We start from the raw sequence: 16,290 nt of genomic DNA, 5'->3' as shown, positions 1-16,290 counted from the left end.
GAGGCCATGCGAACTCCCCGCAAGACCAAGGGCGCCGAGGCGACGGCGCCGACGACGGGGGCCGCACGCGGGCGGCGCGCACACGCCGGGCAGCCCGCCGACGAGCCGGGGGAACCCACCCCCGAGGCCCCTCCGAGCCCCGGAGAGGCGGCCACCGGACGGCCGGCCGCAGCCGAAGCGCCCCCGGCGCTTCCCGCCTCGCGCAGGAACCACCCGGTACGTCACGGCCTCAGGCCCCGTACCGTCCGCGCCAAGATCGTCTCGCTCCTGATGGTCCCGGTCGTCTCGCTCCTCGCGCTGTGGGGGTTCGCCACGGTCACCACCGCCCAGGACGTCGCGCGGCTCCGTCAGCTCCAGCGCGTCGACGCCGAGATCCGTGAGCCCGTGACGGCCGCCCGCACCGCCCTCCAGGCCGAACGGCGCGCCGCCGTACGACAGGCCGCCGCCCCCGGCGCCACCCGGGCCGCCGAGCTCAAGGACCGGATCCGCCGCACGGACGAGGCCGTCGACCGGCTCCGCCTTGACGACACCCACACCGTCGGCGACTCCGGGGGCCTGCCCGGTGACGTCGCGGACCGGGTGGGCGTGTTCGTCGGGAAGGTCGAGGGTCTTGCCCGGCTCCGTACCGCCGCCGTCGAGGGGCGGGCCGACGGGGACCAGCTGTACGAGGAGTACACCGCGGTGGTCTCCGCCGCGTTCGCCGTCGGCGGCGCTCTCACCGGCATCCAGGACGCACGGCAGGGATCCGACGCGCGCGTGCTCCTCGAATTCGGCAGGGCCGGCGAGATGCTGTCCCGCGAGGACGCCCTCCTCACCTCCGCCCACCTCGGCGGCCGTCTCCCCGAGCACCGGCTTCGCGCATTCTCGGGAGCCGTCGAGACGCGGCGTATCCTCCTCGCGTCGGCCACCGCCGACCTTCCGGCCGCCCAGCGCGCCGCGTGGACCCGGCTCGCCGAGGGCGGGGATCACACCCGGCTCACCCGGGCGGAGGACCTGATCCGCGCCACGAGCCCGGGGCGAGCAGCGGCCCAGGCGGTGCCCTCCGCCGACTGGGACGTCACCGTCACCGCCGTAGGCAGCGGACTCACCGCGATCGAGACCGACGCGCGCACCGCCGCGGCCGACCGGGCCGACCCCTACGCCGGAGGCGTCCTCAGCGCGGGCGGTGCCGCGGTGGTCCTCGGCCTCGCGGCCGTCGCCGCCTCCCTCGTCATCTCCGTACGCATCGGCCGCGGCCTGGTCGTCGAGCTCGTCAGCCTCCGCAACACCGCCCTCGGCATCGCCCGGGGCAAACTCCCCGCCGCCATGCGCCGGCTGCGCGCCGGAGAGGAGATCGACATCCGGGCAGAGGCCCCGTCGGGACCCGTTTCCCAGGACGAGATCGGACAGGTCGGCGAAGCCCTCACGACCGTGCACCGCGCGGCCCTCTCCGCCGCCGTCGAACGCGCCGAACTCGCCAGCGGCATCTCCGGCGTCTTCGTCAACCTCGCCCGGCGGAGCCAGGCCCTCGTCCACCGCCAGCTCAATCTCCTGGACAGCATGGAGCGGCGCGCCGACGACCCCGACGAACTGGGCGACCTCTTCCGGCTCGACCACCTCACCACCCGGATGCGCCGCCACGCCGAGAGCCTCATCATTCTCTCCGGCGCCGCTCCCGGCCGCGCCTGGCGCCTGCCCGTCTCCCTCACCGACGTCGTCCGCGCCGCCGTCTCCGAGATCGAGGACTACGCGCGCGTGGAGGTCAGCCGGCTCCCCGAGACGGCCGTCGTCGGCGGCGCAGTCGCCGACCTCACCCACCTCCTGGCCGAACTCATCGAGAACGCCGCCCAGTTCTCCCCGCCCCACACCAAGGTGCGCGTCAGCGGCGAGCCCGTAGGCAACGGATACGCCCTGGAGGTCGAGGACCGGGGACTCGGCATGGGCAAGGAGACCCTCGCCGAGGCCAACGCCCGCATCGCCCGGTCCGAGGCCCTCGACCTCTTCGACAGCGACCGGCTCGGCCTCTTCGTGGTCAGCCGGCTCTCCTCCCGCCACGACATCAAGGTCCACCTGAGGACCTCCCCGTACGGCGGCACGACGGCCGTCGTCCTGCTCCCGACGGACCTCCTCCAGGGCGCGCCGCCACCGGGCCGCGGCACACCGGCGGCCGGGCACGCACCCGACACGGGCCACGCCGCACCGCCGCACGCGCGCGATCCCCGAACGGCCGCCCCCGGCGACAGCACCCCGGCCGCCCACGACCGCCGAAGCGCCCACGACCGCCGAAGCGCCGATGAGCACGGAAGCGCCGACGAGCGGGACGCCGACAGGTCCGGCCGCGACCGGTCCGGCGAGGAGCGGTTCGGTGCCGCACGGCGTACCGACGACTCGCGTGCCGCACGCGAGCGCGAGCAGGCGCACCGCGCCGAAGCCCGACGCTTCGGCCGCCCGGGACAGGCCGACCCGCCCAGCCCCGTCGGCCCCGCCCTCGCGGGAGCCGCACCCGCCGGCTCACCGTTCGGGGAATCCGCTCCCACCGGACCCGTCCCGGAGCCCCGCCGATCCGCCCCACGGCCGCCCGCCGGCGCGCGGCCGGGAAACCCGTCCCACGAGACGGGCGGCCCTCGGCCACCCGCCCCGCCGTCCTCCCGGCCCCATCCGTGGCCACGCCCCACCGCCGTCCCCGCACTCGCCGTGCCCCCGGAGCCCGGGCCACCGCCCGCACGGGTCACCGAGCTGCGCCGCCGCGGTCCCTCCGTACCGCGGCCGACGGGACAGGAGCCGCCCGGCACCCCCGCCGGGCACGGCGACCCCGAGGCCGAACTGCCCCGTCGTGTGCGGCAGGCCAGCCTCGTTCCGCAGCTGCGCGAGGCACCCGCCCCCGCACCGGCCGTCGCGCCGCCCGCGCCCGGCGCGGACCCCCGCACCCCGGAGCGGGTACGGGACCGCATGACGGCCTACCGGGACGGCTGGCAACGGGGCGGAGGCGCCGCCCCCGGCACCAGGCGCCCGCTCGGCACCGGCTTCGACGGCGAACCGGGCGCGGACCCCTCCGTCCTGCCGCGTACGGACTCCCGTACGGACTCCCGTACCGAGGCCGGCAGCGGAACCGGCCACGAGCTCGGCCACGCCACGACCCCCCTCGACGACCCCCGTTCCGAAGGAGACCGCACATGATCGACCACGAGAGGATCTCCCACCACCGGTCCGGCGAGCTCGACTGGCTCCTCGACGACCTCGTCACGCGGGTCCGCGAGGTCCGGCACACCGTGGTGCTCTCCAACGACGGACTCGCCGTCGGTGCCTCCAGCGGACTCAGCCGCGAGGACGCCGAACACCTCGCCGCCATCGCCTCCGGCTTCCACAGCCTCGCCAAGGGCGCCGGACGCCAGTTCCACACCGGCGGCGTCCGCCAGACCATGGTCGAGATGGACGACGGCTTCCTCTTCGTCGCCGCGGCCGGGGACGGCTCCTGCCTCGCGGTCCTCAGTTCCGTGAGCGCCGACATCGGCCTCATCGCCTACGAGATGGCCCGGCTCGTCAAGCGCGTCGGCGAGCACCTGCACACCCCGCCACGGCTCACGGTGACCCCGCCGGCCGCCGGCTGACCCGGAGAGACCCATGAACCAGGACAGCACCGGCCACGGCCCGTCCGTGCCGGGCAGTCAGTGGTACGACGCCGACGCCGGACCGCTCGTACGCCCGTACGCGATGACCGGCGGACGGACCAAGCCGGGGCCGAGCAACGTGAGGTTCGACCTCATCGCCCTCGTCGTCGTGGACGGCGACCCGCCCGGACCGGCCGGGGAATCGCTCCTCGGCCCCGAACACCGGTCCCTGCTCGCCCTGTGCCGGGCCGAGACCCAGTCGGTGGCCGAACTCTCCGCCGACGCCGACCTTCCCGTCGGCGTCGTCCGGGTCCTCCTCGGCGACCTCCTCGAATCGGGCTTCGTACGCGTCAGCAGACCCGTACCGCCCGCACAGCTCCCTGACGAAAGAATCCTGAGGGAAGTAATCGATGGCCTACGAGCGCTCTGAGAGCGGCGGCGCGGACGACGGCGCGGACACCACCGCCCTCGCCCTGAAGATCCTGGTCGCCGGTGGATTCGGCGTGGGGAAGACCACCCTCGTCGGCGCGGTCAGTGAGATCCGGCCGCTGCGCACCGAGGAACAGCTCAGCCGGGCGGGGGAGTTCGTCGACGACACCGGAGGAGTGGACCAGAAGACCACCACGACCGTCGCCATGGACTTCGGCCGCATCACCATCCGCTCCGGGCTCTCCCTCTACCTCTTCGGCACGCCCGGCCAGGACCGGTTCTGGTTCCTCTGGGACGAGCTGTCACAGGGCGCGCTGGGGGCGGTCGTCCTCGCCGACACACGGCGCCTCGAGGACTGCTTCCCCGCGGTCGACTACTTCGAGCACCGGAAGATCCCCTTCGTGGTCGCCGTCAACTGCTTCACAGGCGCGCGTACCTACGGCGCGGCGGATGTCTCCCGCGCCCTCGACCTGGACCGCGGCACGCCTGTCGTCCTGTGCGACGCGCGCGACCGCGACTCCGGGAAGGAGGTGCTCATCCGACTGGTCGAGTACGCCGGACGGATGCACACCGCCCGGCTCCTCGACACCGTCGGCTGAGCCGCCCGGACAGTCCTCCGTGGACACACCGCCCTCGGCGGCCACCTTGCGGACGCGCACCCGGACCAGAAGCCCGCCCGGGACCGCGTCGCGCTCACCGAACTCGTCCGCGCGGTCCTCACCCATGTAGCGCCCGCCGATACGGCCGGCCCAGTGGCGCAACGCGGCCGGGTCCTCGTCGAGGGTCGTGCGGCACGCGCGGGCGTGGTGCAGTGCTTGCCCTGTCCACGACAGTGCGTAAGGCTTGTGGGGATACGGCGACACGGCGGACCACGACGGCAGGGACCACAGGACCAGGAGAATCCGGCCGACGGGACGCACCACCCAGGGGGAGGACCACTGATGGCGTTGGACAAGGAACTCGACTGGTTGCTCGACGACCTGACCAAGCGGGTCGGATTCATACGGCACGCGCTGGTGCTGTCGAACGACGGTCTCGTGACCGGCACGAGCAGCGGACTCGCACGCGAGGACGCCGAACACCTGGCTGCCGTCTCGTCGGGTCTGCACAGCCTCGCCCGGGGCTCGGGCCGGCACTTCCGGGCGGGCAGGGCGCGGCAGACGATGGTGGAGTTCGACGAGGCGCTGCTCTTCGTGACAGCCGCGGGGGAGGGAAGCTGCCTGTGCGTCCTGAGCGCGGCGGAGGCGGACGTCGGCCAGGTGGCGTACGAGATGACGCTGCTGGTCAACCGCGTCGGGGAACACCTCGGTGTGGCGGCACGGCAGCCGGGCCGCCCGGGCGGCGGGCTGCTCTGACGCCCTGAGGCTCGCTCGTCGCTCCCTCCGCACGGCGAGCCGCCCTCCGGAGGTCGCTGACGGTCGCGCGTTGTCCACAGGCAGTTGTCCACAGGTCGTGCGAATGTCGTCACTCTGCGTTACGTTCTTGGTGTGGGCGGACGAACCGCGCCACGGAGACCACGAACGCACGGGGGAGGGTCACGGCATGACGGTGGACGAGGGGGCGCGCACGGTGACACCGGGGCGGGCCGCACAGGAACTGGAGCTGAGGCGCGACGAGTTCCGGCTCGCGGTCCAGCTCGGCCTGGTGAGGACGGCGCCGGGAGGGGGCGGTGGTGGGCAGCGGCGGATCGAACGGTCCGAGGTCGACCGTCTCAGGGCCGCACCGGACTTCCCGGACGGCCTGCGAGAACGGGTGCGCGCGGTCGGGACCGGGGAGGCCGCCGCACTGCTGGAGATCACCCCGGACCGGTTCACCAGGCTGGCCAGGACGGGGCACGTCAGTCCGGTGCGGTTCTCCCTGAACCGCTACCGGGCGGTGGTGTGGACGTATCTCGCGGAGGAGGTCGCCGAGTTCGGCCTCGCCTGCCCGGCGCTGCTCACCGGCCGGCTGCCCCTGGACCTTCGCGAACGCCTTGACGGGCGCGAGGACCTGCGGCCCAGGAACTGGCGGGCACGGCGACTCACGGTGCTGCTCCGCACCGCCGAGGGCCCCTGGGCGCGGGCCGCGGCCATCGCCTCGCTGCTCGACCCGGTGCAGGTGGCCGAGGTCGTCGACGATCCGTACGAGCGCGCGCACCTCGACCGGCTGCGGCCGGCACCGCCGCCCGGGATGCCGGTGGGTGCCGCCGCACGGGAGCGCGCCGAGCGGCTCACCCGGGCCGACGACCCGGACGAGATCCTCTGGCAGCGGATGAGCCTGGCCCTTGCCCTGGACGAGGCGCGCGCCGAGCGACCGGCTCCGTATCCCGGGGAGACCGGTGCGGTCCTGCCGGGTGCCGCGGCGGAGGCGTGGGCCGATGGCCGGTTGCCGGTGGCACCGGGGCCGCGGGTCCTGACTCTGACGCCTGCGCCCGCCCTCGGGCCTGCGTCTGCCGTATGGCCTCTGCCTGCTGTGCGGCCTGTGCCTGCTGTGCCTGCCCTGCGGCCTTCACCTGCTGTGCGGCCTGCGTCCGCTGTACCTGGGCCTGCCGTACGGACTGCGTCTGCCGTACGGACTGCGTCCGCCGTACGGCCGGCGCCTGCCCTCCGGCCAGTGCGGTTCGCGAACCCCGGGGCCGAGGTTCCACCGGCTCCGCCGCTCCCGCCCTCGCCGCCGACGGCCCTACCGGTCCCGGCGGGGCGTCCGGCGGGGACCGACCGTCCGCCGGGCCGGCCGGCGCGCTTCAGGCTCCTCGACCGGTTCCGCCGCAGGAGGGCGCACGCCGGGCGGAAGCGTTCGGTGTCCTGGCCCTGACGGCGGCGCCCGCGCGCGCCGCCTCGGTGGTGCCGGCGTGCGGCGGTCGAGAGGTGTGGGGAGGATGGGCCCATGCTGCTCGCCCGTGTCGCGGAGGTGTCCCGCGAGGTCACCGCCGCCTCCGCGCGTTCGCGCAAGATCGGTCTCCTGGCCGAGCTGTTCGCGGAGGCCGCGCCGGAGGAGAGCCCCCTCGTCATCGCGTACCTCTCGGGGCGACTTCCCCAGGGGAGGATCGGGGTCGGCTGGAGCGTCCTCAAGGACGTGGTCCCTCCCGCCGTCCCTCCCTCCGAGCAGCCGATTCTCACGCTCGGACGGGCCGACGAGGTGATGACGGAGCTGGCCGAGGTCTCCGGCGCGGGCGCTCGCGCCGCCCGGGCCCGGATCGTTCACGCCCTGTTCGCCGCGGCCACCCTGGACGAGCAGCGACTCCTGCTGCGGCTGCTCACCGGGGAGGTGCGACAGGGAGCCCTCGACGCCATCGCCCTGGAAGGGGTTGCCCAGGCCGCCACCGTGCCCGCCACCGCTCTGCGGCGCGCCGTGATGCTCGAAGGCGCGCTGCCCCCGGTCGCCCAGGCGGTGCTCGCCGAGGGTGCCACCGCCCTCGACCGGTTCACCCTGCGGGTGGGCAATCCCGTGCAGCCGATGCTGGCGCACACCGCCGCCTCTGTCACCGAGGCGATCGCCGCCCTCGGGCCCTGCGTCGTGGAGGAGAAGCTCGACGGCATCCGCATCCAGGTCCACCGGAGCGGGGACGAGGTCCGCGTGCACACCCGCTCGCTCGACGACATCACCGACCGGCTCCCCGAGGTCGTGGCGAGCGCCCGCGCGGTCCCCGCCGACGGATTCATCCTGGACGGCGAGGTGATCGCCCTCGACCCGGGCACCGGACGCCCCGTGTCCTTCCAGTCCATCGCGTCCCGGGTCGGCTCCCGCACCGACGTGGCCGGCGCGCGGGCCGTCCTGCCCCTCACGCCCGTGTTCTTCGACGTGCTCGCGGTCGACGGTGAGGGCCTCATCGACCGGGCGGGCCGCGAGCGGCACGAGGCGCTCACCCGGCTGCTTCCCGAGCCTCAGCGGGTCCGGCGCCTCGTCGTCACCGATCCGGCCGACCCGGCGCAGATCGGCGCGGCCGAGCGGTTCTTCACCGACACACTGGCCCGTGGGCACGAAGGCGTCCTGGTCAAGGCGTTGGACGCGCCGTACGTCGCCGGGCGCAGGGGACGCACCTGGCTGAAGGTGAAACCCGTCCACACCGTCGACCTCGTCGTCCTCGCCGTCGAGCGGGGCCATGGACGCAGGACCGGGCTCCTCTCCAATCTGCACCTCGGTGCCCGTGCCGCCGACGGCGGCTTCGTCATGCTCGGCAAGACCTTCAAGGGACTCACCGACGAGATGCTGCGCTGGCAGACCGAACGGCTGGGTGGACTGGCCGTGGAGGACGACGGATTCACCGTCCGGGTACGACCGGAACTCGTCGTCGAGATCGCCTATGACGGACTCCAGAGCTCGACCCGCTACCCCGCCGGTGTCACCCTCCGCTTCGCCCGGGTCGTGCGCCACCGCCCTGACAAGCCGGCTTCGGAGGCCGACACGGTCGAGGCGATCACCGGCCGTCACTGAGCTGTCGGGCGGGCCTCGCGCGACAGCGCCCGGCGAGGGATGCTGGAGTCGTGGCACGACGAGTGCCGGTACGACGAGCGCGGGTGCCCCTGAGCGACCGGCGGGCCGCGAGGAGATGAGCGACGTGTACGACTTGCACATCGACACCGACGTCACCGTGCAGCTGTGCGACTGCAGCCGGGAGGACGCCCAGGCCGTGTTCGACGTCCTCGACGGCGTCTACCAGCTGGAGGACATGACGGCCCCGGGCCCGAAGGCGGCCACGGGTCCTTCCCCCACCGTCTGGACGGCCACTTTCGACACGGCCGGAGGGCGGCGTCAGGAGGTGCGTCCGGCGCCCCTGAGTTCCCCGGTCGGCGCCACGCTCACCGGTGGCTACCACGCCGTCGACGAGGTCGAGAAGGTGCTCGCCGCCGGCTTCGACATCCAGTCCCTGCAGTCCGTCTCCGGTGACCAGGAGACCGAGGCGCGACTGCTGCTCGCCTCCCGCTGAGCGGGAGACGCGAACTCCCCGGACGGAGCGGACAGGCGCCGTCCGGGGTTCACGTGTGTCCGCGCGGCGGACGGACCCGCTGATCTCCCCTGTATACACCGTGTGTAGAGTGCTTGATCGGCCGTGAGTACGCCCTGACCAGGCGGTTTCCGGCCGTGTCGAAGACATCACCGGGAAAGCGGGTTCCACCATGTTCCGATCCAGGCTGGGCCGACGCAGGGGGACGGCCACGGTCCTGCTCGCCGCCGCGTCGTTGATGATGACGCTCGGCGGCTGCGGAGTTGACACCGTCACTCCGCAGGACGCCAGAGGAGAGGGCGGAACGGACGACAAGGCGGGCTCCACGACCCGCCGCGTCGACTGCGCCGAGGTCAAGTGCATCGCGCTGACCTTCGACGCGGGACCGGGCAAGGACACCCCCCGACTCCTCGACATACTCAAGGAGAAGAAGGTCCCCGCGACCTTCTTCCTGCTCGGCCGCAAGCACGTCGACCGCTACCCCCAGGTGGTCAAGCGCATCGCCGACGAGGGGCACGAGGTCGCCAACCACACCTGGACCCACCGGATCCTGACCGATCTCGACGAGGCGGAGGTCCGTGACGAGCTGTCCCGCACGCAGGACGCCGTCGAGAGGATCACCGGCCGGAAGCCCACCCTCATGCGCCCGCCGCAGGGCCGTACCGACGACATGGTGTCCGACGTCAGCCGGGAACTCGGGCTCGCCCAGGTCCTCTGGAGCGTCACCGCCAAGGACTACTCCACCACCGACTCGGCCCTCATACGGCAGCGCGTGCTGGAGCAGGCGCACGGCGACGGGATCATCCTGCTCCACGACATATACGACGGCACGGTCCCCGCCGTGCCGTCGATCATCGACGAGCTCAAGCGGCGCGGCTTCACCTTCGTGACGGTGCCGGAGCTCCTCGCCCCCGGCAAGGCCGAGCCGGGCGCCGTCTACCGTCCCGAGAAGGACTGACAAGACGACCGAAACCGGGTGAGGTGCCTCACACCACCCACTTGGGAACGCTCGGAACATTCGGGAAAGGTTTATCGTTCATACGTATGTGACGGCGAAGGGGCCCGGTCCCCAAGGTCCCCCCCCAGAGGTGACCGCCCTTCGCGTCACGGCGATCGGCCCCGGTTGGAATCCCCCGTCCAACCGGGGCTTTGTCGTTCCCGGCCCCGCTCGCGCACGGCACGCCGACGGCGCCCGAGGGGCGCGCGCACCGGCGCGTTCGACTCGTTCGAGTGAGGCCCGGCATGGCGGCCCCGCCCCCGGGCAGTGATCTTCCCGAGCCGCCGATCCGATCACCGGCCGGCCGCTCCGACCAGGGACGATCGAAGGGGGACACCGTGCTCCGTACCACCTCGCGCACCCGCCGCGCTCTCCCGACCGCTGCCGCCGCCCTCCTGATCTCCGCCTGCACCGCCGTCGGGCCCGGAGCGTCAGGGTCCTCAGGGGTCCCCTCCGAGCCGGCGGCCCAGGACACGCTGCTCAAGGCCGCCGAGCAGCGGCTCGTCGCCGACTGCCTCGACGGTCAGGGGCTTTCCCTGTCGTCCCGGCCCCGCGCCCCGGACGAGGACCGGACCTTCCGGGCGGCGCTCTTCGGCGCCGGCCCCCCGGAGCTCTCCGTCACCCTCGCCACGGGCGCCACCGTCACCGCCCACGCGGACGGCTGCCTCGCGTCCGCGCGCCAGCGGCTCTACGGCGACCAGCGCCGCTGGTTCCGGGCCCAGGTCGTCGTCGACAACCTCCGTGCCGAGGCCCAGGCCCGGATGAGCGCCGACCCCGACCACCGGGCGGCGCTCGCCCGCTGGACGCGGTGCGTGACCCCGTCCGACCGCCCCCGCCCCGACCGCCCGGACCCCGCCGTCGCCGCCCGCTGCGCCAGCGAGAGCGGACTCGACGAGATCCGCGCGCGGCTGGAGGCCGTCGAGCTGGCCGTGGTGCGCGCCCTGCGCCGCGACGAGCTCACCACCTATCGGCAGCTGCGCGAGCGCGCGCTGCGGCGGGCAGCCGAACTGCCCGCGCCCACCCACCCGCAGAAAGGCCACACCCTCTCGTGAAGCGACTTCTCGTCACCACTGCCGCGGCGCTGTTCGCCGCCACCGCCGGCCTGACGTTCGCCACCTCCGCGGGCGCCGCGGAATGCCCCAGCGGTGAGTTCTGCGTCTGGCAGGACTCGGGCTTCGGCGGCCAGCGGGCCAACTGGAGCGGGGATGACGGCTGGTGGGAGAGCTGGATCTCCGACACCGACTCCTCCTGGGCCAACCACGGCATCTCGGGCCCCGGCATCAAGGACCACGTCCAGGTGTACGAGAGCGCCTGGCAGGGCGGCGGTATGACCATCTGTCTCGCCCCGGGCCAGGAGGTGGGCTACAGCGGCGCGGCCAACGACCGCGGCGACTCCCACGTCTGGTCGACCGGCTGCTGACCTCGCCACCGCCCCTGACAGCCGCCCGTGGGGTCAGGCGCCGCGCAGGGCGGCGAGCGCGCGATCCGCGTGCGCGCTCATCCGCAGTTCGCTGCGCACGACGTCGCGCACCCGTCGGTCCTGGCCGATCACGAACGTGACCCGCTTCGTCGGGGCGAGCGAGAACCCGCGCTTCACACCGAACCGTTCCCGTATGGCACCGTCCGTGTCGGACAGCAGGGGGTAGCCGAGGGAGTGCCTCTCGGCGAATTCCCGCTGCCGCTCCACCCCGTCGGAGCTGATCCCCACGGGCAGCGCGCCGACGGCACGGAACTCGGCCGCCAGGTCGCGGAAATGACAGGCCTCGGCGGTGCAGCCCGGGGTCAGTGCCGCCGGGTAGAAGAAGAGGACGACCGGCCCTTCGGCAAGCAGACCCGTCAGGGAGCGGGAGGCACCCGTCTCGTCCGGAAGGCTGAAGTCCTCGACGAGGTCACCGACGTTCATAGAGGCCCGTCCCCGATCCGTCCCTGTGAGCCTCCGGAGCTTCCGGAGGCTGCGGCAGGTGACGTTACCGCAGAGTAGCTCCGAGGTCACCACCCCCGCCCCGGTCGCGGCAGCCGCAGGCCCGGCGGCTCACGACCGGTGTGCTGTCTCCGGCCTTCCGCTCCGCGCCGCGGAGCGGCGGTCGAGCACGGCGAGGGCCCGCTCGCCCCAGCGCAGGTTCTCCTCCTCGAAGAACCTGCCGCGCATCAGGGTGAGGTACGGGCCGACCCGCTCCGCCTCCGCGAGGTACCGCTCCTCGTCCCGGCCGTCGAGCATCCACTCCCGCAGCCGGTCGTAGCGGGCCAGCTTCGCCCGCGCCGTCTCCATCCGCTGGGCCACGAACCCGCGCACGGCCGCCGTGTCCCCCTCGTCGCAGGCCTGTACCTGCACCATCAGCTCGTCACGGACCGCACTCGGGCGCGGAGGCGTCGACGTGTAGGCAGCCAGATCCCGCAGCCCCGGCTCGGTGAGGCTGAACATCCGCTTGTTGGGACGTCGTTCCTGCTGCACCACACGGGCCGTGATCAGTCCGGCCTCGGCGAGCCGGTCCAGCTCGCGGTAGAGCTGCTGCGGGGTGGCGGCCCAGAAGTTGGCGACGGACACGTCGAAGATCTTGGCCAGGTCGTACCCGGATGCCTCGCCCTCCAGGAGAGCTGCGAGGACGGCGTGCTTGAGCGACATCCGGACACGCTAGCAGCACGTTGAATAGTTCCCTCCGCACCTATTCAACCAGCGCTCCGGGACCGTACGGGGGCCCTTCGCTGGCAGGTCCGTCCAGCGCCTGCCTAGGCTGGGGAGAGGGGACGGCAGACCCGAGGGGCAGCGCGATGGACAGCGGCACGTTCGTCTACACCAGCTACATGCGGACCACTCCCGACGAGCTCTGGAAGGCCCTCACCGACCCGGTGTTCACCCGCCGGTACTGGGGCGTGGCCTTCGAGACGGAGTGGACCCCCGGCGCGCCCATGGTCTGGGACGAGGGCGGACGCAGGACCGCCGACCCCCAGCAGGTCGTCCTCGCCGCAGAGCCCGGCCGCCTCCTCTCGTACACCTGGCACACCTTCACCCCCGAGTGGGCGGAGGCCGTGCACCTCGAACAGGACGTGTACGGGCGTCTCGCCCGGGAGCGCCGGTCCCGGGTGACCTTCGCGATCGAGCCCTCCGGCGACACGGTCAAACTCACGGTCACCCATGACGACCTGGAGGCCGACGGCTTGATGCGGGGGCTGATCGGCGAGGGCTGGCCCGCGCTGATCTCCAGCCTCAAGTCGCTGCTCGAGACGGGCGAGGAGCTCCCGGAACCTCCCCGCTGACGCACGGGCTGCCCCCGGGCCCGGCGGTCCCGTCGGCACCAGCGTCCAGGGCGCGGCGCGCCTCCAGGCCCGTACCCCTCGGTGATACTGACGGCCTGCCCCCATCGCCCGCCGACCGCAGGGAGCTTCGATGACGGACATCACCCAGGTCGACGTCGGGGACGCGACCCTCTTCGTGGAGGCGCGGCGCCTCGGCCCCGACGCGGAACTCGACGAACTCGAAGGGCTCGGCGGACGCCTGCCCGACCTCTCCGCGGTCACCGAGGCACTCTCCTCCTTCGCCGGACAGATCGGCGACGCCCTTCACCGGGCGGCCCCGGACCGCGCCACCGTCGAGTTCGGCTGCCAGCTCGGTCTCGACGCCGGCAAGCTCACCGCCCTGGTCGTCCAGGGAAGCGCGAACGCGAGCCTGCGCGTCACCCTCGAATGGGAGAAGCCGTCCCGCTGAGCGGACCGGCGCCCCACGCCCGCCCCACGGCCCCGCTCAGACCCGTCCGCCCCCTGTGGTGTCGGAGGACAGCCGCTGCGCCGCGTAGATGGGCACCACCGACAGCAGGACGAGCGCCGCGGCCACCACGTTCACCACGGGGCCTGCTGAGGGCGGGTCATGTTGGTGAAGATCCACACCGGCAGGGTCTGCACTCCGGGACCCGCCGTGAACGTCGTCACCACGATCTCGTCGAACGAGAGCGCGAACGCGAGCAGTCCGCCCGCGAGGAGCGCCGACCGCAGCAGCGGGAGGGTGATGTCCCAGAAGGTGCGGAAGGTGTGCGCCCCGAGATCCATCGCGGCCTCCTCGTAGGAGCCGGGAAGGCGGCGCAGCCGGGTCACCACGTTGTTGAACACCACGACGATGCAGAAGGTCGCGTGGCCCACTGCCGGGCCGTACGTGGACTACCTCTGCTCCGACGAGTACAGCCTGACGCTCTCCGCCCCCGTCGTGTGCGACGGCCGCTTCGTGGGGGTGGCCGCCGCCGACGTCTACCTCCGCCATTTCGAGGCGGCGGTGCTCCCCGTGCTCCAGCGGCTGCCCGGGCCCGCCCGGCTCGTCAACGCGCGCGGCCGGGTCGCCGCCTCCACCGACCCGGCCCACCTCGTCGGATCGCTCATGAAGGGGCCCGACCTCGGCGCCGTCCTCGCGGGGCCGCCGACCGGGCGGCAGACGGACGGGCTGTGTCTGCTGCCCTGCGCCGGCACCCCACTCGTCCTGGTCACCGCCGGGAACTGAAGCGGGGCGGGGCGGGCGAGGTCCGGCCCGCCCCGCCCCGCCTTCGCCGGCCCCGCCCACTCCTCTACCGGTACTCGACCGTCAGCGTCACAGCACCGTCCGGTGAGAAGCGGGCGGCGGCGTGCCCGTGCCGCGCAGAGCCCGCACCATGCCCATGACCGCCTCGATCTGCTTGCCGCCGTGCCGCGCGTACGCCGTGTCACCCAGGTAGCCCCACCAGTTCCAGCAGCCGTTCGGGTTCTCCAGGGTCGGGGTGGGCGCCGCCTGCGGATACAGCACGATCATGTCGTTGGTGTCGGCGTACTCGTTCAGGTACGCGTTCTCCACGAACCGGGTCCCGAATCCCTGGTACGTGTACCCCTGCTTGCAGCCGTGCAACGCCACGAGCAGTCGGCAGCGCGCCCCCTCCGCGCAGGACGCGGGCACGTACGCGAAGCCCTCCCCGCCCATCGAGAGCGCCGACGCCGAACCGCCCGGCGCGTACGCGTTCTGGTCGAAACGGATCAGCGAGCCGCCCGTGCCGGACCCGGGCGCCGCGACCGAGCCGAAGAGGTGGCCGAGGAGTGCGCCCTCCGCGTCGATTCCGCAGTCGTTCAGATAGGGACTCCGCGTCACCGTGCAGGAGTTGGGGCCGAGAGGAGTGATCCAGGCGTGCCCGGCCGCCGTCGACCGGTCGTACTGGACGCGGGCGCCGAAACGGCCGTAGTAGTCGGCGAGCGCGTCCACCACCGGCCGTTTCACCGTCGAGTCGCCCGAGCCGCCGAAGACGTACACCGGGTCGCCCGACAGGTTCTCCACCGGGTCGATCTGGCCCTGCGCCGACCGGTCCCGGGTGGTCTGCTCCAGTGCGGCGAGCTGGAGGTTCTGCGTCGTGTCCATACAAGCGTTCAGCGCGGTGGCGAGCTGCCCGCGTGCGCAGTCGTACGGCCCCGAGGCGAACACGGCGGAGCCCTCGAACGTGCCCGAGTACGCCACGTGCAACTGAGTGGCCATGTAGCCGCCGGACGACACGCCCGCACTGAACACGGAGTCGACGGCGTACGCCTGGAGCGTGCCCGGCACGGGCGGGGGAGCGGCGGCCCCGGCGGGGGTCGCGGTCGGGAGGATGGCCGCGGCTGCGCAGAGCAGCAGCGCCGCGAACCGGCGTGGTCCGTGGCGGCGGGCGGGGCGGGGTGGACGCATGGGAACTCCCGGATGGCTGGTTCCTGACGGAGGGTCGGCCGGGAGGCTATGGGCGGGGGGAGGCTTCCTCCATGGGCGAGGACGCCACAATCGGGCCCGCCCGGTATGGCGGCCCGTCACCTGGCAGCCGCCGCAGGGCCGGTGGCGGCGAGCTGCGAGGATGCCTCCATGGACCACCACGAGAAGAAGGACGTCCTCCTGGCCGAGGCGGTGGCGCTGCGCGAACGGGGCCGCACGGAGGAGGCCCGCGAGCGGCTCGTCGCACTCGCCGCCCGCCATCCGGACGACGCCCCCGTCGCGTACCAGACGGCCTGGGCGCATGACGTCCTCGGCCGGGAGGCGGAGGCGGTGCCGTACTACGAACGCGCCCTCGCGGGGACGGGGCTCGGCCCGGAGGACCGGCGCGGGGCGCTCCTCGGGCTCGGCAGCACCTACCGGGTCCTCGGGCGCCGCGAGGAGGCCGTCGCCCTCCTCACCGGCGCGGTCGAGGAGTTCCCGCGGGACGGTTCACTGCGCGCCTTCCTCGCGATGGCCCTCTACAACACGGGCCGCCACCACGAGTCGGTCCGGCTGCTGCTCCGGCTGCTCGCCGCCACCAGCGAGGACCCGTCCGTGCGCACGTACCGCCGGGCCATCGAGCACTACGCCGAGGACCTCGACGCGACCGGGTGAGGCGCGGCGCGGCGAC

Annotated in this window: 17 protein-coding genes and 3 pseudogenes; 15 read left to right on the top strand and 5 right to left on the bottom strand. The window is 73.4% G+C overall.

The features are described 5' to 3' along the window. The first annotated feature begins 6 nt into the window (after positions 1-6). From ACFVYX_RS14600 to ACFVYX_RS14585, 4 genes are read left to right on the top strand one after another with little or no spacing between them, the layout of a single operon-like run. Positions 7-3,156: a nitrate- and nitrite sensing domain-containing protein gene (locus ACFVYX_RS14600; RefSeq protein WP_389681691.1), complete on the top strand. Its 3,150-nt coding sequence runs from the start codon at positions 7-9 to the stop codon at positions 3,154-3,156. Then, the gene (locus ACFVYX_RS14595; protein ID WP_389681690.1) at positions 3,153-3,587 is read left to right on the top strand and encodes a roadblock/LC7 domain-containing protein; all 435 of its coding nucleotides are present in this window, start codon (positions 3,153-3,155) and stop codon (positions 3,585-3,587) included. Before ACFVYX_RS14600 ends, ACFVYX_RS14595 begins: the two co-directional genes overlap by 4 nt. 13 nt (positions 3,588-3,600) lie before the next feature. Next, positions 3,601-4,017, top strand: a complete 417-nt coding sequence (locus ACFVYX_RS14590; RefSeq protein ID WP_389681689.1) for a DUF742 domain-containing protein — start codon at positions 3,601-3,603, stop codon at positions 4,015-4,017. Beyond that, a complete protein-coding gene (locus ACFVYX_RS14585; protein ID WP_389681688.1) occupies positions 3,998-4,615 on the top strand; it encodes an ATP/GTP-binding protein in 618 nt (205 codons plus the stop codon). The genes ACFVYX_RS14590 and ACFVYX_RS14585 overlap by 20 nt, the downstream gene beginning before the upstream one ends. Before the next feature lie 21 nt (positions 4,616-4,636). On the opposite strand, the pseudogene ACFVYX_RS14580 reads toward ACFVYX_RS14585, so the two are convergent. Then, positions 4,637-4,807: pseudogene (locus tag ACFVYX_RS14580) on the bottom strand (PPOX class F420-dependent enzyme); the annotation flags it as partial. Positions 4,808-4,957: 150 nt separating this feature from the next. Here ACFVYX_RS14580 and ACFVYX_RS14575 point away from each other — a divergent pair. From ACFVYX_RS14575 to ACFVYX_RS14545, 7 genes are all read left to right on the top strand, one after another. Continuing rightward, entirely contained in the window at positions 4,958-5,371 is a 414-nt protein-coding gene (locus tag ACFVYX_RS14575) for a roadblock/LC7 domain-containing protein (RefSeq protein ID WP_389681687.1), read from the top strand. Between the two features lie 187 nt (positions 5,372-5,558). Further along, the gene (locus tag ACFVYX_RS14570; RefSeq protein ID WP_389681686.1) at positions 5,559-6,809 is read left to right on the top strand and encodes a DUF6397 family protein; all 1,251 of its coding nucleotides are present in this window, start codon (positions 5,559-5,561) and stop codon (positions 6,807-6,809) included. A 72-nt stretch (positions 6,810-6,881) separates the two neighbouring features. After that, on the top strand, positions 6,882-8,429 hold the full coding sequence (locus ACFVYX_RS14565; RefSeq protein ID WP_389681685.1) for an ATP-dependent DNA ligase: 1,548 nt from the start codon (positions 6,882-6,884) through the stop codon (positions 8,427-8,429). Positions 8,430-8,544: 115 nt separating this feature from the next. After that, a complete protein-coding gene (locus ACFVYX_RS14560; protein WP_389681684.1) occupies positions 8,545-8,922 on the top strand; it encodes a hypothetical protein in 378 nt (125 codons plus the stop codon). Positions 8,923-9,112: 190 nt separating this feature from the next. Then, positions 9,113-9,898 carry a polysaccharide deacetylase family protein gene (locus ACFVYX_RS14555; RefSeq protein ID WP_389681683.1) on the top strand — a complete coding sequence of 262 codons (786 nt, stop codon included), beginning with the start codon at positions 9,113-9,115 and terminating at the stop codon, positions 9,896-9,898. Positions 9,899-10,275: 377 nt separating this feature from the next. After that, positions 10,276-10,989 (top strand): hypothetical protein, encoded by a 714-nt coding sequence (locus tag ACFVYX_RS14550; protein ID WP_389681682.1) that lies wholly within the window; start codon positions 10,276-10,278, stop codon positions 10,987-10,989. After that, positions 10,986-11,357, top strand: a complete 372-nt coding sequence (locus tag ACFVYX_RS14545) for a peptidase inhibitor family I36 protein (RefSeq protein WP_389681681.1) — start codon at positions 10,986-10,988, stop codon at positions 11,355-11,357. Before ACFVYX_RS14550 ends, ACFVYX_RS14545 begins: the two co-directional genes overlap by 4 nt. A 33-nt stretch (positions 11,358-11,390) precedes the next feature. Here the strand turns inward: ACFVYX_RS14545 and ACFVYX_RS14540 are convergent, their stop codons facing one another. Then, the gene (locus tag ACFVYX_RS14540; protein WP_389681680.1) at positions 11,391-11,840 is read right to left on the bottom strand and encodes a peroxiredoxin; all 450 of its coding nucleotides are present in this window, start codon (positions 11,838-11,840) and stop codon (positions 11,391-11,393) included. Between the two features lie 129 nt (positions 11,841-11,969). Next, a complete protein-coding gene (locus tag ACFVYX_RS14535; protein WP_389681679.1) occupies positions 11,970-12,560 on the bottom strand; it encodes a PadR family transcriptional regulator in 591 nt (196 codons plus the stop codon). A gap of 146 nt (positions 12,561-12,706) precedes the next feature. On the opposite strand from ACFVYX_RS14535, the gene ACFVYX_RS14530 reads away from it, so the two are divergent. Then, positions 12,707-13,192 carry an SRPBCC family protein gene (locus tag ACFVYX_RS14530; protein ID WP_389681678.1) on the top strand — a complete coding sequence of 162 codons (486 nt, stop codon included), beginning with the start codon at positions 12,707-12,709 and terminating at the stop codon, positions 13,190-13,192. A gap of 130 nt (positions 13,193-13,322) precedes the next feature. Further along, entirely contained in the window at positions 13,323-13,640 is a 318-nt protein-coding gene (locus ACFVYX_RS14525) for a CU044_2847 family protein (protein ID WP_389681677.1), read from the top strand. 36 nt (positions 13,641-13,676) lie between these two features. Here the strand turns inward: ACFVYX_RS14525 and ACFVYX_RS14520 are convergent. Further along, positions 13,677-14,068, bottom strand: a pseudogene (locus ACFVYX_RS14520) (ABC transporter permease); the annotation flags it as partial. 1 nt (position 14,069) lies between these two features. On the opposite strand from ACFVYX_RS14520, the pseudogene ACFVYX_RS14515 reads away from it, so the two are divergent. Beyond that, positions 14,070-14,420: pseudogene (locus tag ACFVYX_RS14515) on the top strand (hypothetical protein); the annotation flags it as partial. A gap of 87 nt (positions 14,421-14,507) precedes the next feature. On the opposite strand, the gene ACFVYX_RS14510 reads toward ACFVYX_RS14515, so the two are convergent. Continuing rightward, positions 14,508-15,602 (bottom strand): hypothetical protein, encoded by a 1,095-nt coding sequence (locus tag ACFVYX_RS14510; protein WP_389681676.1) that lies wholly within the window; start codon positions 15,600-15,602, stop codon positions 14,508-14,510. Between the two features lie 168 nt (positions 15,603-15,770). Here ACFVYX_RS14510 and ACFVYX_RS14505 point away from each other — a divergent pair, with 168 nt between their 5' ends. Next, positions 15,771-16,274, top strand: a complete 504-nt coding sequence (locus ACFVYX_RS14505; RefSeq protein WP_389681675.1) for a tetratricopeptide repeat protein — start codon at positions 15,771-15,773, stop codon at positions 16,272-16,274. Positions 16,275-16,290 lie beyond the last annotated feature (16 nt).

Source organism: Streptomyces sp. NPDC058326 (assembly GCF_042879855.1).
GTDB lineage: Bacteria > Actinomycetota > Actinomycetes > Streptomycetales > Streptomycetaceae > Streptomyces.
This window is presented reverse-complemented; position numbering and strand designations above follow the sequence as displayed.